This window comes from Pseudomonas sp. 2957 (assembly GCF_031456345.1).
GTDB classification, from domain to species: domain Bacteria; phylum Pseudomonadota; class Gammaproteobacteria; order Pseudomonadales; family Pseudomonadaceae; genus Aquipseudomonas; species Aquipseudomonas siliginis.
In genome coordinates, this window is the sequence record NZ_JAVDUL010000007.1 from 194614 (window position 1) to 208213 (window position 13600).

General features: G+C 56.3%; 10 protein-coding genes and 1 pseudogene. 9 read left to right on the forward strand and 2 right to left on the reverse strand.

Annotated elements, in window-relative coordinates; translation table 11 throughout:
• Nucleotides 1-206 precede the first annotated feature (206 nt).
• From J2Y39_RS23995 to J2Y39_RS24020, 6 genes are all read left to right on the forward strand, one after another.
• On the forward strand, nucleotides 207-2813 hold the full coding sequence (locus J2Y39_RS23995) for an aconitate hydratase (RefSeq protein ID WP_310220106.1): 2607 nt from the start codon (nucleotides 207-209) through the stop codon (nucleotides 2811-2813).
• 31 nt (nucleotides 2814-2844) lie between these two features.
• A complete protein-coding gene (prpF, locus tag J2Y39_RS24000; RefSeq protein ID WP_310220108.1) occupies nucleotides 2845-3993 on the forward strand; it encodes a 2-methylaconitate cis-trans isomerase PrpF in 1149 nt (382 codons plus the stop codon).
• 79 nt (nucleotides 3994-4072) lie between these two features.
• Nucleotides 4073-5299 carry a lactonase family protein gene (locus J2Y39_RS24005; RefSeq protein WP_310220110.1) on the forward strand — a complete coding sequence of 409 codons (1227 nt, stop codon included), beginning with the start codon at nucleotides 4073-4075 and terminating at the stop codon, nucleotides 5297-5299.
• 32 nt (nucleotides 5300-5331) lie between these two features.
• Nucleotides 5332-6042, forward strand: coding sequence for a TerC family protein (locus J2Y39_RS24010; protein ID WP_310220112.1), 711 nt, complete (start codon nucleotides 5332-5334; stop codon nucleotides 6040-6042).
• Complete coding sequence (locus tag J2Y39_RS24015; RefSeq protein WP_310220114.1) at nucleotides 6039-6773, forward strand: transporter substrate-binding domain-containing protein; 735 nt, start codon at nucleotides 6039-6041, stop codon at nucleotides 6771-6773. The genes J2Y39_RS24010 and J2Y39_RS24015 overlap by 4 nt, the downstream gene beginning before the upstream one ends.
• Before the next feature lie 178 nt (nucleotides 6774-6951).
• Nucleotides 6952-7863, forward strand: coding sequence for an alpha/beta hydrolase (locus J2Y39_RS24020; RefSeq protein WP_310220116.1), 912 nt, complete (start codon nucleotides 6952-6954; stop codon nucleotides 7861-7863).
• A 178-nt stretch (nucleotides 7864-8041) separates the two neighbouring features.
• Here the strand turns inward: J2Y39_RS24020 and J2Y39_RS24025 are convergent, their stop codons facing one another.
• Entirely contained in the window at nucleotides 8042-8500 is a 459-nt protein-coding gene (locus tag J2Y39_RS24025) for a helix-turn-helix domain-containing protein (protein ID WP_122335862.1), read from the reverse strand.
• 96 nt (nucleotides 8501-8596) lie between these two features.
• On the opposite strand from J2Y39_RS24025, the gene J2Y39_RS24030 reads away from it, so the two are divergent.
• The 3 genes from J2Y39_RS24030 to hrpB all read left to right on the forward strand — a co-directional run bounded on the left by J2Y39_RS24030 (nucleotide 8597) and on the right by hrpB (nucleotide 13237).
• Complete coding sequence (locus J2Y39_RS24030; protein ID WP_310220119.1) at nucleotides 8597-9544, forward strand: aromatic alcohol reductase; 948 nt, start codon at nucleotides 8597-8599, stop codon at nucleotides 9542-9544.
• Between the two features lie 296 nt (nucleotides 9545-9840).
• Nucleotides 9841-10461 (forward strand): LysE family translocator, encoded by a 621-nt coding sequence (locus J2Y39_RS24035; protein ID WP_310220121.1) that lies wholly within the window; start codon nucleotides 9841-9843, stop codon nucleotides 10459-10461.
• Between the two features lie 253 nt (nucleotides 10462-10714).
• Nucleotides 10715-13237 (forward strand): ATP-dependent helicase HrpB, encoded by a 2523-nt coding sequence (gene hrpB / locus J2Y39_RS24040; RefSeq protein WP_310220123.1) that lies wholly within the window; start codon nucleotides 10715-10717, stop codon nucleotides 13235-13237.
• Between the two features lie 106 nt (nucleotides 13238-13343).
• Here the strand turns inward: hrpB and J2Y39_RS26640 are convergent.
• Nucleotides 13344-13536 (reverse strand): annotated as a pseudogene (locus J2Y39_RS26640) (transposase); the annotation flags it as partial.
• Between the last annotated feature and the right edge of the window lie 64 nt (nucleotides 13537-13600).

Genomic DNA, 13600 nt, shown 5'->3' on the forward strand with positions numbered 1-13600 from the left:
CTCGATTTTTCTTATCTTTATTTTTTCTACCGTACCTGACTGGGCGCTACGTCGAAGGAGCGAGCATGCGCAGTAGAAATCGTTGCTTGGGTACGTCCGACACTCAAACGAGATGAATCGGATGACTCAACATTGACCTATATCATCACAAAGTGCAATATGCGGCCTACAAGAACGTTACCCGTGCAGTTTGTGAGGAATAGTCAATGCCTAAGTCAAAGGGTCAAATCGTTTCCGCCAACGGAATCGAGTACCGTGTCAGCGACATCCGTGGGGTCGTGACCGCCCTGGGTGGTGATTACGCGAAGCTGCCCTACAGCTTGCGAATCCTTGCCGAGAACGTTTTGCGTGGAGAAGCTGATCCTGAAACCGCGCTCAAAGTCATCTGCGCCCGCTCTAAAGAATTCGACATTCCTTTCCGTCCAGCTCGCGTCGTTCTGCAGGATCTGCTCGGTACGCCGGCGCTGGTCGACCTCGCGGGTCTGCGTGATGCCGTCGCTGCTCAAGGCGGCAACCCAAGGCTGGTTAACCCTGTTACACCGACCCATCTGGTAGTGGATCACTCGCTCAACGTAGAGCGTTGGGGTGACGCCAGCGCACTCGCCGATAACGAAGCCATTGAGCGTGAGCGCAACGCCGAACGTTTCCAGTTTCTGGACTGGTGCAACAAGGCGTTCAGCAATTTGTCGATCATCCCTTCGGGCAAAGGCATCCTTCACCAGATCAACTTGGAACGCTTGACTACCGTAATTGGCACTCAGCGCCGTGATGGTGAGCTGTGGGCGTTCCCGGATACGCTGGTCGGCACCGACAGCCACACCACCATGATCAATGCCATTGGCGTCTTAGGCTGGGGTGTGGGTGGTATCGAAGCAGAAGCGGCAATGCTGGGGAAATCCCTAATGCTGCGCCTGCCGGAGATCGTCGGCGTTCGTCTCGAAGGCACCTTGCCTCAGGGATATCTCGCCACTGACATAGCGCTGGTTCTGACCGAGCTGCTGCGTAAGGCTGGCGTGATCGGCTCCTTCCTGGAGTTCTTCGGCCCAGGTGTTCCACAGTTGTCGCTTGCTGACCGAGGCACCCTGTCGAACATGGCGCCTGAGTTCGGTGCTACCGCTGCCATGTTTGCCATCGACGACCGCACGCTGCATTACCTGCGCATGACCGGTCGCGGCGGTCAGATCGCGGGCCTGACCGAAGCCTATGCTCGTGCCCAAGGCCTGTGGCATGACAGCCTTGGCGAGGTTGAGTACAACCGTGTCGTTACTCTGGATCTCGGCACAGTGGCGCGTTCCATCGCCGGCCCGAAACAGCCTCACCAGCGTATTGTGCTGGGTCAGAAGGCACCGGCAACTAATCTGCCAACTGGCCTGGACAATGGTTCGGTCGTATTGGCTGCCATCACCAGCTGCACCAACACCTCCAACCCACGTGGTGTGATCGCCGCTGGTCTGGTGGCACGCAACGCCCGTAAGCGCGGTCTGAAGCGCGCTCCATGGGTAAAAACTTCGTTTGCGCCAGGTTCGATGGTGGTTGCTGATTACCTGGAGCGTTCGGGGCTGAACAATGATCTGGATGCACTGGGCTTCAACCTGGTTGGTTACGGATGTACTACCTGTAACGGTATGTCGGGGCCATTGCTGAGCCCTGAGATCGAAGAGGAGATCCGCACCCGCAAGCTGGAAACCGTGGCTGCGACCTCGGGCAACCGTAACTTCGAAGGCCGTGTTCACCCGCTGGCTCGCGAAGTGTTCATCATGTCGCCGCCGCTGATCGTTGCTTACGCCATCGCCGGTACCTATCTGATCGATCCGGAAAAAGACGCGCTGGGGTTGGATGACGACGGTGTGCCTGTGTACCTGCACGAGCTGTGGCCAAGCGACGAGGAACTGACCTCAATCGAGACTGAAAACCTCACCGCCGACCTGTTCGACAAGGCGTATGAAGACGTCCCTCGCGAAGCCGGCCTGATTGCCAGCGACCTGCGCGCCGGTGTCAGCGACCAATACGCATGGCAAACGAACAGCACCTACATTCGTAAACCTCCGTACTGGAGCGATGCGGTGACGGCCACTGACACCACTAAAGACCTGAGCAACATGCGCGTCCTCGCCATGCTGTCGGACAACATCACCACCGACCACATTTCTCCATCGGGTGCGATCCTGCCGGAAAGCGATGCGGGCCAGTACCTGCAATCGCACGGTATCGCGGTGCCTGACTTCAACTCCTATGGCACACGTCGCGGCAACCACGAGGCTGCGCAGCGCGCCACCTTCGCCAGCCCGCGTCTCAAGAACGAGCTGCTCGAAGATGGTCGTGAAGGCCCATGGACGCTGCTGCTGCCTGAGAAAGAGGTCACCACGATCTTCCAGGCTGCCGAGATCTACGCAGATCGCAAGCAGTCCCTGATCGTTGTCGCCGGCAAAGAATATGGCAGTGGTTCGTCTCGTGACTGGGCGGCTAAAGGCCCCCGCCTGTTGGGTGTGCGCGCGGTAGTAGCTGAGAGCTTCGAGCGTATCCACCGTACCAACCTGGCGGGTCTCGGCATTCTTCCGCTGCAGTTCGAGCAGGGTGTCTCGCGCCAAAGCCTGGGTCTGAATGGCCGCGAAACGTTCAGCGTGGAAGGCATCACCGATGACTTCCAGCCAGGCGCCAAGGTCACTCTGGTGATCGAGCGCGAAAACGGCGAAACCGAGCGCGTCACTGTGGTGAGTCGTCTGGATACCTTCGAGGACGTTCGTTACTTCCGCAGTGGTGGTCTGTTGCCGCAGTTGCTGATCGAAAGCATGAAGAACGCATCCGCTAACTGATGTGCCGCTGATTTGTCGCAGGAGATATCAAATGACTCAAAGACGTATTCCAGCTGTTTACATGCGTGGCGGCTCCAGCAAGGGTGTGTTCTTTCTCGACAAGGATTTGCCGCCTGCAGGCCAAGAGCGAGATGCCATCCTGCTCCGCGTGATCGGCAGCCCGGATGTGTACGGCAAGCAGATCGACGGGATGGGTGGTGCGACCTCCAGCACCAGCAAGGTGGTGATCATCGGTAAATCCAATCGCGAAGATTGTGACGTTGATTACCTGTTCGGGGCTCCGGCCATTGAGACGCCAGTGATCGACTGGTCGGGCAACTGTGGCAACCTGAGCTCGGCTGTCGGCCCATACGCCATCTCTGAAGGTCTGGTAGATGCGCCTCGCGATGGCATCGCCGTCGTCCGTATATGGCAGGCCAATATCCAGAAACGCATCATTGCGCACGTTCCTATGCGCAACGGTGAGGTTCAGGAAGAAGGTGATTTCGTGCTCGACGGTGTGGCGTTCCCCGCTGCTGAAGTCGTGCTGGAGTTTCTTAAACCAGGTGGCTCGGGGGGCAGCATCCTGCCGACGGGTAACGCCATCGACGAACTGGATATTCCAGGCATTGGCAATATGCCCGTCACGTTGTTGAACGCTGGTAACCCTACCATCTTCGTTGAAGCTGACCGAGTGGGCCTGAAGGGCACCGAAACTCAGGATCAGGTCAATGGCGATGCTGAGCTGCTGGCACGCTGCGAAACCATCCGTGCCCACTGCACCGTTGCCATGGGACTGGCCGCCACCGCCGAAGAGGCAACTCGTCTGCGTCCGCACACGCCGAAGCTGTGCTTCGTGGCCAAGCCTCAGGCCTATCAGGCTGCAGGCGGCAAGCTCGTTGAGCCTGGTGATATCGATGTGATCGCCCGGATCTTGTCGATGGGCAAACTTCACCATGCGATTACGGGTACTGGTGCAGTCGCTGTCGCCGTCGCGGCAGCTCTCGACGGCACGCTGGTGAATCGTATCGTGGGTGACATCGAGGATCGTCAAGTTCGTATGGGGCATACCGCTGGCAGCGTGGCAGTAGGCGCAAAAACTGTGCTGGAGGACGGTGCCTGGAGTGTGGACAAGGCTGTGATGAGCCGCAGTGCTCGCCGGCTGATGGAGGGCTGGGTACGGATTCCTGAAGTCCTCTGATCCAGCCCGTGCTCATGTCGGCTTCCGTCCGGCATGAGCACAACCCTGATCAATAATAAAAACAAAAGAGAACCACACCATGAGTTCATCCAAATTCCCGCGTCACTCGATGCTTCGCCGTCAATTCATCCAGCTTTCTGCGCTCGCGGCGGGCGGTGTATTGGCTGGTGGCTTCACCCTCCCGGCACACGCTGCTGCTACCAGTGATGAAAGCAAAATGACCAATAACAAACTGTCGCAGACCCCTCGGTTTGCTTACGTTGGATCACGCACAACCAAAGAACGCAATGCCCGTGGCGTAGGCATTACCGTATACCGTTATGCGCCCGAAACTGGCGCGTGCACACTTGTTCAGACGCTCAATGAACTGGTGAATCCATCGTTTTTGACCTTTGATCACTCGCAGACCCATCTTTACTGCGTGCATGGTGATCTTAGCGAGGTGAGCTCGTTCGCCATTGATGCGAAGACCGGTGAGCTGACCAAGCTCAATACGGTTGGCACCCAAGGCAAGAACCCCGTCCATCTCAGCGTTGATCCGACCGGTAAGTTCCTGGCGGTTGCAAACTACGCCACTGGCGGCTTTGCGATCTTCCCGATTCAGGATGATGGTAGCCTCGGCGAGTTGGCTCATCTGGAGTCGCTGCCAGGCGAACCTGGGCCGCATAAAGTGGAGCAAAGTAGCTCTCATCCACACATGATTCCGTTTGACCCGTCCGGGCGATTCCTGGTCATCCCCGACAAAGGGCTGGATGGCGTTTTCGTATACCGCGTGCAGCAGAACAACGCGAAGTACGGTGCTACCCAAGTCAACATGGTCAAAACTCGCGAAGGTTCGGGCCCCCGCCACGTGGTGTTTACACCGGCAGGGAAGAACGCTTATGTCGTAAACGAACTCGACAGCAGCGTCACCGGCTACGTCTACGATCCTGAGCAAGGTTCGCTCAAGCCTCAGGAGATCGTCTCCACTCTGCCGTCGAACTTCACAGGCAATAGCCGTGCGGCGGCCATCGTTATGGCGCCTTCTGGAAAATACCTCTACGTATCGAACCGGGGGCACGACAGCGTGACGACATTCGCGCTGGAGGACAGTGGGGCATTTGCCGCCAAAGCTCACACTCCGTCCCATGGGCAAAAGCCTCGCTTCATGAACCTGACTCCGGACGGCAATCGTCTGTTTGTCGCCAATGAAGAGACAGACACCATTGTCGGATTCGACATCGACCAGGCGTCCGGAGTGCTTGCAGCAAACGGCCAGGTCATCAAGACCGGTAGCCCTGTGTGCATGATCTTCAAAACTGTCTAATTGACCGACCCCCCTGGCCTGGAGAGCTCATTTTGATCGAACTCATAAACTCGCCAGGGTTCTGGCTGGCGGTGATGCAAATCATCGCCATCGATATTTTGCTGGGTGGCGACAACGCGGTGGTCATCGCGCTGGCTTGCCGCAAGCTCCCAGAAGCTCAGCGCAATCGAGCCATCATTGGCGGTGCGTTGGGAGCGATCCTTCTCCGGATCGCCATGATCTTCTTCGCTCTGCAATTGCTGGAGCTGCCGTACCTAAAGCTAGTTGGCGCCGTGCTCCTTCTGTGGATCGGGATCAAGCTGATCGTTCCCGAAGGCGAGGACGATCACGACAACTTGGCTGCGAGCCCCAAGCTTCTGGGGGCAATCAAAACGATCATCGTCGCCGACGCGGTGATGAGCCTGGATAACGTCGTTGCTGTGGCGGGGGCATCCAACGGCCAACTGGAACTCGTGATCTTCGGCATCGTCATCAGCATTCCCATCATCATTTGGGGCAGCAAGTTGGTGCTGCACTTCATGGATCGGTACCCGATAGTCATCACGCTGGGAGCCGCACTGCTGGGCTGGATAGCGGGTAGGATGGCGATCACCGACATTAGCGTGCCGGCAGTGCCGACATGGTCTCATTACGCCGCTGGAGCATTAGGTGCGCTCATGATTTTGATTATCGGAAAAATGATTATCCATTGGAAAGAGGCAGGCGCTAGCCAGTCAGCAGCGGAAAGGAGCGAGCGATCGTGAAATTTGAACTTGCCAACGTGTGTAGAGATTTGGCTCCTCACGGGACACTGCGGGTGGCCATTAACCTTGGCAATCCTGTCTTGGCGAAGCGAGATGACCAAACTGGAATTCTTTCCGGAGTGTCAGTTGCGTTGGCAAAGGCCCTTGCCGATGAGCTTGGCATCCAAATTTCGATGGCGACGTACGATGCTGCCGGCAAGGTGTTCGCTGCTTTAGAAGAACAGGCTTGGGATCTTGCATTTTTGGCAATCGAGCCAGTTCGGGCCGAGAAAATCGCGTTCTCGAACCCCTACGTTTGTATCGACGGAACCTATCTTGTGAAGACCGATAGCAAATTCCATCGCGCCTCTGCTCTGGATACAGGCGGAAACCGTATCGCCGTAGGAAAGGGTGCTGCCTACGACTTGTTCCTGTCCCGCACGCTCAAGAAGGCTAACCTCGTCCGAGCGGAAACCTCGTCTGAAGCTGTCCACACCTTCCTGGAGTTGGGCCTGGATGCAGCCGCTGGTGTTCGCCAACCATTGGAGCGTTTCGCCAGGTCGACCACAGGCGTGAGGGTGCTAATGGATAACTTCACAGAAATCCGTCAGGCACTGGCAGTGCCTAAAGGCCGCGATATTGCGGCGGAGTATGTCCAGGGCTTCGTTAACCGCCAATTGCGAAGTGGATTCGTAGCTAAGGCTCTTGGTGACAGTGGCGAGTTCGACGCCCATGTCGCCATGCCCGCTTGAATCCTCATGAAAAAAACCAGATCTGCACTGGCTGAATGAGGCGACAACCTCTCTCATGAGCCTATGCCGTTCTTGGACGTCTCTGCTAAGGCCGCCTCAATTGGCAATCTCCGCTACCCGAGGATGAATCTAATTGCTCAGATCAACAACTTGGCTGAACCCCGAGACTGAGTCTTCAATGGTCTATAAAGATCTTTTCCCTGTGATGGAGACAGTGCTTGCGAGCGGCGTTACGCTTCTCGGGGGGCTGCAATATCAAAGAGTTGATGGCTACCGTCCCCTGACGCTCGACCTCTACTCCCCGTCGAAGAAAGGGCAGCCTCACCCAAGGCAGTTACCCCTGCTGATCTATATTCACGGAGGAGGTTGGAGGCGTGGTGACAGTCACCGATGCGGTGTTTTCACTGACTTTCCGAGATTATTGGGCGATATTGCGAGCAGAGGTTATGTCGTCGCAGCGGTGAATTACCGACTTAGCTCAGAGGCGAAATGGCCAGCGCAAATCGACGATGTTCGAACTGCTGTCAGTTTTCTGCTGAACCAAGCTGATGCATTCGGTATAGATCCGCAAAGGGTCTACGCTTGGGGCGTGTCAGCCGGAGCTCAGTTGGCTGCCTCGCTGGGCAATCCAACTGAATCGGTAAGTAGTCAAGATCAGCGTTGTCCGGTCACGGCAAGCGTTCATGGCGTAGCGGCTTGGTATGGAGTTTTCGACTTCACCACTCTTGGTGATCAAGCGCTGCAGTTGGGAATTGAAATTCCAGATGATGCGCCGGAGTGGAGGCTTATAGGGGCGGAGTCTGGCCAGGATCGCACTGCTCGTTTTCGCTCAGCCAGTCCCGCTTTTCACCCAACATCTCAAACTTCACCGATGCTGATTTTAGCCGGGAAAAAGGATCGGAAGGTTCCATATCTTCAAAGCGTGCAAATGAAGGACGCGCTTGATCGTGTGGGTGTGCCAAATTTTTTATATATATATGAGGAAGTAGGGCACAGCTTCATCTGCGAAGATAACCCTGCTGAGACTAATCGAGTCAACCTATTCGCAATAAATCAGACTATTGATTTTTTCGATGCTTTGGCCTTTTAGTGTCAACTGAGCAGCAGCATTGGTGCCCAACATTAACAGCCAGCGCAGGCGTCGCCTGAGCTGGTGTCACTATGTGCAATGCATGCTCAATGCTGATGGCCCCATAAAGAGCGTCAGTGCGATTGGTCAATTACTACGCGATTCCTCGGCGCCGGGCTTCTAGTACGCTGTGACTAAATCAGTCAGACGCTTCTGAGCCCAATGGTGTCGACGTTGGTATTTGCCATACAGGCTTTTTATCATTCTGACTGTCGAAATTACGCCGCGCCTTGCGGAAATCCTCAACGTTTTCGACCACCCACGTCCAGATGGGGGACATACGGATCAACAGCTCCATACCCAGCGGCGTCAGCTCATACTCGACACGTGGTGGGATTGCACCGAACTCCCGCCGATTCACTAAGCCATCCCGCTCCATGGCGCGTAACGTCTTGGTCAACATCCGCTGAGTTACCCCGGTCATCTGCCGTTTTATTTCGGCATGGCGCATTGTGCCGTATACCCCTAGGGCATGCAGAATGCCTAATGACCAGCGGCTGCCTGCGTGAGCAAGCACCTCCCGCCTGACGCCATCATCATCTTCTCTAAGCGTTCGGCAGATTGTCTCAGCTTGGCTGAGAGCCTCCTGATTGGACATTTCTTTGTCTGGTATCACAGGTGTGCCTTCTTACAAGCGTTGCCTAATCGTGCAAGGATTTGTTCATCTTACAGGCAACAGGTCTCAGGAGAAATCATGACCGAAGTGACCCAGCTTTCCCCCCAATCCATTCTCGTTCTAGGCGCCGGTGAGCTTGGACTGCCGGTTTTGCGCAACCTGGCGCGGGTGGCAAAGCGTGCGCCAGGTTCCACAATCAGCGTCCTCCTCAGGGACTCAACCATCAACACTCAAATTCCTGAGAAAAAGGTTGAAATCGATGAGCTTCGTGCCCTCGGCATCCAGATGGTAGCCGCAGACCTCGTGAATGACTCGATTGACCAGTTGGCTGAGGTATTCGCACGTTTCGATACCGTGATCGGCTGTGCAGGCATGGTTGCAGGCCGGGAAACGCCAATGAAGCTGGCTACTGCTGCCCTCAAGTCCGGTGTGAAGCGATACTTTCCATGGCAGTTCGGTGTCGACTTCGAGGTAATCGGTCGCGGCAGTCCTCAGGATCTGTTCGATGCTCAGCTTGATGTTCGCGAATTACTCCGTGCTCAGGATAAAACTGAATGGGTAATCATCTCGACTGGGATGTTCACCAGCTTTCTGTTCGAGCCTGTATTCGAGGTGGTCGATTTCGAAAACGACACAGTGAACGCACTGGGCAGTCTTGAGACCAGCGTGACGCTTACGACTCCAGACGACATCGGCGCCTTGACAGCGGAAATCGTTTTCTTCGAACCCCGCTTTCGCAATGAAATTGTTTATCTATCTGGAGACACTGTGACGTACGGAGAGGTCGCCAGTCTCCTTGAACGTGTGCTGGGTCGCCCGTTCAAACGAAACGTGTGGACTGTTCCGTACTTGCTTGAGGAATTGGAGAAAGATCCGACGCATCACATCAAGAAGTATCGCGCTGTGTTTGCTCAGGGCAAAGGTGTGTCATGGCCTAAGGCATGCACCTTCAACGAGCAGCAGTCGATTCAAGTCACGACCGCCGAGGACTGGGCCCAGGCAAACCTGACAACCTCTTCAGTATAAGTGGGGTAGCTGAGCTAACGTTTCCGCGTTGGAAATTTACCTGCTACAAGCTCTTCAGTCTGATAGGGACACCGATGACCGAAGCTACATAGCGGGGTATAGCTAGCTCACACCAAAGGGAGCAGTCAACATCATGGGCAGTCCAGTTTGGCTGGCGCAATTTTCATCGCTGCAGGTATACAGCGTGAGAGCGTTGGAGGAATGGGTTTAAATCATCGGTTGCTTGAGCAGGGAGTACAGGTTCCAATTGGCGGCATCCTAGGACGATTTCGTCCCTCATTCGGCTGAGACCACCTATGCCTTTTCTGGACAACCTACTTGCTTTCACTTTCGCAGCGACCCTGTTGACGCTAACGCCCGGACTCGATACTGCGCTGGTGCTGCGCACGGCTGCAGTGGAAGGAAGATATCAGGCAGCGCGCGCCGCCTTGGGCGTCAATGCAGGCTGTCTATTATGGGGGGCGGCGGTGGCCCTGGGGCTGGGTGCGTTGATTGCCGTGTCCGAATTGGCATTCAACATCTTGAAATACTGCGGGGCGGCTTACCTGGCCTGGCTAGGTGTTGTCATGCTTACACGGCCTCGTAAGTCGTTAACGCCGATCGACGGGGAGGTGAGGGCTACTACGAACTGGTTTCTTAAAGGGATGCTGGGTAACCTTTTGAACCCCAAAATAGGCATTTTTTACGTCTCCTTTCTTCCCCAATTTGTTCCGCAGGGGGAGCCCATGATCATATGGACGTTCGGCCTTGTGGGTATTCACGTAGCTCTCGGTTTAATCTGGGCGGGAATCTTAATCTCTGCTACCGAGCCACTGGCCAAGGTGCTCCGCAGACCGAAAGTGGTGACCTGGATGGATCGGGCTACTGGGTTGATCTTCCTGGTTTTTGCGCTACGGCTCGCGTTTAGCAAGCGGTAATCGGCTCGACTCATCTGGTGCTCGCTCCGACTCCAATACCTTGCTGAATATACTGTCAGGGTTCGCCCGGATTAGTTTCCAGCCCGATTGCACGGAGCCTTCGCGGCTTGGCCAGAGGGCCGCACCTTTTGCCGATTGCACGGGAAATACTCATATTCCTGGCAAAAATCCCATTCTTCCCTTCGCAGTCTTCGAGCTGAATCACCTCTCTACATAGCCCGTCGTATACTGCCTCCCTGATTTGGGAGCTTCGATGATTTCTCTACCTATTGACCGCGTATTGCCAGACCTACGAGAGGCCCTGGCCAACCGCAACGAAGTGATCCTTGAAGCGCCACCAGGTGCAGGCAAGACCACCCGGGTGCCGTTGGCGCTGCTGAGCGAACCATGGCTTGATGACCAGAAGATCCTGATGCTCGAACCTCGCCGACTGGCTGCTCGGGCGGCTGCTGAGCGTTTGGCAAGTGAACTGGGTGAGAACGTTGGTGAGACTGTCGGCTACCGAATTCGCCTTGAAAGCAAGGTAGGCCCGCGAACCCAGATCGAAGTGGTCACCGAAGGTATCCTGGCTCGCCGACTCCAAGATGACCCTGCACTGGACGGTGTGGGCTTGGTCATCTTCGATGAGTACCACCTTCGAAATCTTGACTCTGACTTTGCACTGGCTCTGTGCCTGAGTGGCCGTGAACTGCTGCGTGACGAGCCCCCGCTGAAGCTGCTCCTGATGTCTGCGACGCTGGAAGGTGCTCGCCTTTCAAAAGTGCTGAATGATGCGCCTGTTGTCACCAGTGAAGGGCGGATGTATCCGGTCTCGACGATTTGGGGAAGCCCCTACCAGCCGGGAGAGCGAATCGATGCGCGAGTCACAGACACATGTTTGGCCGCCATCAACGAACAGTCTGGAAGCGTTCTGGTTTTCCTTCCTGGACAGGCAGAGATTCGGCGGGTGGCAGAAGACCTCAAAGATCAATTGCGCAGCCGTCCAGACGTGATCGTATGTCCGCTGTACGGTGACCTCGACCTGAACGCACAGCGTGCTGCTATTGACCCTGCCCCCAAGGGCTCCCGTAAGATCGTACTGGCCACGAACATCGCCGAGACTAGCTTGACCATCGAAGGCGTCAGGGTCGTGGTGGACACTGGTTTCGAGCGAGTGCCAAGATTCGATCCTCGCAGTGGCATGACCCGACTCGACACGCAGCGTATCTCGAAGGCTAGTGCCACCCAGCGTGCGGGGCGGGCAGGGCGCTTGGAGCCAGGTGTCTGCTATCGCCTTTGGTCGGAGTCGCAGCACGAGCAAATGGCTAGCTACAGCACCCCAGAGATTCTGCAGGCGGATCTCGCAGCCCTGGCTCTCCAGCTGGCCCGGTGGGGAATGAAGCCGGAAGATATGACCTGGCTCGACCAACCTCCATCAGCCCCTTTCGGCCAAGCCAGAGACCTGCTGAAGCGCCTGGGCGCACTCGACGATGATGGTAAGCTCACGCCACACGGTTCAGGCATGAGCGAGCTTCCAGCGCATCCACGGATCGCTCACATGCTCATCAAAGGCAATGCGATGGGCCTGAATGACCTAGCGTGCAACATCGCGGCGCTTTTGGGTGAAAAGGACATCCTAAGAGGAGTAGGTGCTGACCTTCATACCAGGCTGAGTGCATTGTCAGGCGAGCAACATTCACGTCGCAGCGGTGGTTCTTTTCAGCGGATGAAGCAGTCTGCTCGGCAGTACCGATCTCTGCTGCGTGGGAACGCCTCCAGCCCTGTCAACGAGCCCGATCACCCAAAATGGGTAGGGTGCCTCCTGGCGTTCGCGTACCCTGACCGAATCGGCCTGCAGAGACGTGCAAGCGCATCTGAATATCGTCTCTCCAACGGACGAGCTGCCGTGTTCTCTGAGCCCGATGCTCTTACCAAGCACGAGTGGCTGGTGGTGGCCGACCTGGGTAGCCGGCAAGGGCAGCGCGAAGAACGGATCTACTTGGCGAGTGACCTTGATCCGGCTCTGTTCGATGACGAGCTGGCAGACCTTGTGAAGTCTGTTGATGAAGTTGACTGGGATGAGAGGGAAGGTGTTCTGAAGGCTGAGCGGCAGTTGAAGGTTGGACAGCTCATCTTGTCGACGAAAGCCCTGCCGAGTCCTGATGAGCAAACTCGTTCGCTGGCCTTAGTCAACCTTGTGAGGCGCAAGGGCATCGAACTCCTGCCGTGGAATTCTGAGCTACGGCAGTGGCAGGCGCGGGTCGACATGCTGCGTCAGCTGGATATCGAGAGTGGTCAGGCAGAGAGCAAATGGCCTGATCTGAGCGATGCCAATCTCCTCGACACACTCGAAGACTGGCTCACGCCGTTCCTGGGCAAAGTCACGAGGCTCAGTCACTTCAGTCAGCTGGATCTGTCATCGATAGTCAGAAGCCTTCTGCCCTGGCCGCTTCCACAGGAGCTGGAGACCCAAGCGCCTCAGGCGATTCAGGTACCGTCCGGCTCGAATATCCGCATCGACTACTCGCAGCATCCGCCAATACTCGCAGTGCGGCTTCAGGAGCTTTTTGGCCTGGCGGAAACCCCACGCATAGCCCAAGGCAAACAGCTGCTCATGCTGCACCTCTTGTCGCCGGCCCGCAGGCCTGTGCAGGTCACTCAGGATCTCGCGAACTTCTGGCGCAGCACCTATGCGGAGGTGAAAAAGGATCTCAAGGGCAGATACCCAAAACACTATTGGCCCGAAGACCCATTGATTGCTGAAGCTACGGCCAGAGCCAAGCCTAGAAAGCAATGATGAGGTAGTTGCAGCCCTCAGAAATGGCAATCACTGGGGCTGTATGTACGCCTCACCGTGTATCGATCGATGACTCCCTAGCGAAGTACACTGCCGCGTCCCTTAAAAAATCCCGTTCCTTGGTCACGCGGGCTAGCTCACGCTTGAGGCGGGCCAGTTCCTCATCTCGTGGGCAACCTGTCCGGGAAAGGTTTTTCTTTATCTAGTTGTGCCTCGCGAACCCAGCGATTCAATAGGCTCTGAGCTACTCCGATTTCTTGAGCGATTTGGCGGCAACTGGCCTCAGAAAGACGGGCCAAAGCGACAGCCTCCCGCTTGAACTCGGGACTGTATTTTTAACGCTTGGACATGAACACTCCTTCG

Bases quoted from the DNA above. Each gene is read 5' to 3' on its own strand.
- J2Y39_RS24005 (WP_310220110.1), top strand. From the start codon at position 4,073: ATGAGTTCATCCAAATTCCCGCGTCACTCGATGCTTCGCCGTCAATTC.
- J2Y39_RS24025 (WP_122335862.1), bottom strand. From the start codon at position 8,500: ATGTCCAATCAGGAGGCTCTCAGCCAAGCTGAGACAATCTGCCGAACG.
- J2Y39_RS23995 (WP_310220106.1), top strand. From the start codon at position 207: ATGCCTAAGTCAAAGGGTCAAATCGTTTCCGCCAACGGAATCGAGTAC.
- prpF (WP_310220108.1), top strand. From the start codon at position 2,845: ATGACTCAAAGACGTATTCCAGCTGTTTACATGCGTGGCGGCTCCAGC.
- J2Y39_RS24020 (WP_310220116.1), top strand. From the start codon at position 6,952: ATGGTCTATAAAGATCTTTTCCCTGTGATGGAGACAGTGCTTGCGAGC.
- J2Y39_RS24035 (WP_310220121.1), top strand. From the start codon at position 9,841: ATGCCTTTTCTGGACAACCTACTTGCTTTCACTTTCGCAGCGACCCTG.
- J2Y39_RS24030 (WP_310220119.1), top strand. From the start codon at position 8,597: ATGACCGAAGTGACCCAGCTTTCCCCCCAATCCATTCTCGTTCTAGGC.
- hrpB (WP_310220123.1), top strand. From the start codon at position 10,715: ATGATTTCTCTACCTATTGACCGCGTATTGCCAGACCTACGAGAGGCC.